At 42.5% G+C, this 1,791-nt stretch carries 1 protein-coding gene; it reads right to left on the bottom strand.

All coding sequences use genetic code 11. From position 1 onward, the window contains the following. Positions 1–1,609 (bottom strand): outer membrane beta-barrel protein (locus VIP81_RS22845; protein WP_331966849.1); only part of this gene is annotated, 1,609 nt, incomplete at its 3' end. Between the last annotated feature and the right edge of the window lie 182 nt (positions 1,610–1,791).

Raw genomic sequence — 1,791 nt, 5'->3', positions numbered from 1 at the left:
TGGCACTTGGGAACAGGTTAAAATAAGAGGAGTCATTGTTTACCACCTTATTTTCTTTGCCCTGCATGGAGGTTGAATTACCAGTAATATGTGTCTGTTCTGCGCGTAAACCTAACTGCACATTCAATTTCTTATATTGTTTGTTGAAGTTGATATAGGCAGCATTCACATTCTCTTTGTATATAAAGTGATTAGAGCGGTTTTCATCAGCTATCCAGTTGCCGCCTCTCAATGAATCAAAGCGGGCGTCGTTATCGGTTGTCACGAAACTTACTTTCACACCCGCTTCCAGCTTCGCCTGGTTTTTCAGGGGATGCACGTAATCGATCTTAGCTGTTTTAATTTCTATGCTGGAAGGTTGGTGGTTACGGGAAGTATCGGCGCCCAGTACTCTTTTTCCTTCCACATCACGGGAAAGTGCGTAGATATCATTAAACTGTTTATCAGTGTTCCGTGCATAATCCAGATCCACATTCAATTCCTTGCCGGTGCTATCCAGGATACCACGATAGTTCACATTGTAGGCACCTCTTCTCCATTTAGCGTCGTAGTTGGTGTTGGTATAAAGAATAGAATCTATGTTGGTACGACCGCCTATTTTGGTAGTGGCAAAAGAAGGAAATTCACGGGTTCTATCTGCCAGGTCTACCATTACGCCTATCGTATGTTTCTTGCTGATGAAATAATCTGCCCCGATTTTAGCCCCCTGGTAATCTGAAGTTTGCTTCATGCTGTTGGTCTGATCATATACACTGAATCCTTTGCTGTCTTCAATAGAGCGGTATAATCCCAGGTCTTGCTGTTGCTCGCGGTGACTATAGTTATAAGAACCGAATATGTTAAATTTTTCATTCCGGTGGTTCAGGTTTAATCCGGCATTCACGCGGGGCCATTTACCGTAAGCACCACCTGCGGTTACATTACCATTGGTGCCATAGTTGGTATTCTTTTTCAATTTCAGGTTAATGATCCCCGCGTTGCCGGCTGCATCATATCTGGCGGAAGGATTAGCAATCAGCTCAATCTGGTCAATATTTGTAGCTGGCATGCTTTTCAGCAGCTCGGCCACATCTTCGGATGACATATTGGTGGGTTTACCATCTATCATAATCACCACACCACCTTTACCTTTCATCGAAATGTTACCATCCTTGTCTACGTTGATAGTGGGCGATTTTTCCAGTACTTCCATCGCAGAGCCACCAGAAGCGGTGATGCTGCTTTCTACGTTCACGACCATCTTATCTGCTTTCTGCTCTACAAATGGGCGGCGAGCGGTAACGTCCACACCTTTTAATGTTTTGGAAGAAGCTTCCAATGAAATGGCGGGCATCCGAACCAGGCTGCCGGCTACGTCAAATACTTTACTATAGGCTTTCGTCATTCCAACAGATACGGCTGCAATCAGGTATTTGCCTTGTTTTACCTGTTCAAATTCATATTTACCATTTATATCTGCGATCGCTCCTTTTACGAGAGACGAATCTTTTGCTTTTAATAAGGTTACAGTAGCAAACTCTACAGGTTTATTGCCAGCCTGGTTAACTTGTCCTGCTACACCGGAAGTACTTTGAGCCATGCCCGTTAAAGCCGTAGCTAACGTGCTCATTGTTATTATGATAGTTTTAAAACTTGCTTTCATATAAGGGCGATTTAGAGTGTTAGAGGTTGTTTGGTCTTTTAAGTACATTTCATTTAGTTCTTTAGCTTGTATACTACAGTAGTTAGACTTACTACAGTAGATTAACTACTACGATGTAAAAGTAGGTATTATGTATTACACAGTACATA

It is taken from the genome of Chitinophaga sp. (genome assembly GCF_036566945.1).
Classification (GTDB): domain Bacteria; phylum Bacteroidota; class Bacteroidia; order Chitinophagales; family Chitinophagaceae; genus Chitinophaga.
Note: the sequence above shows the minus strand (reverse complement) of the source record. Positions and strands in the feature narration are given on the sequence as shown.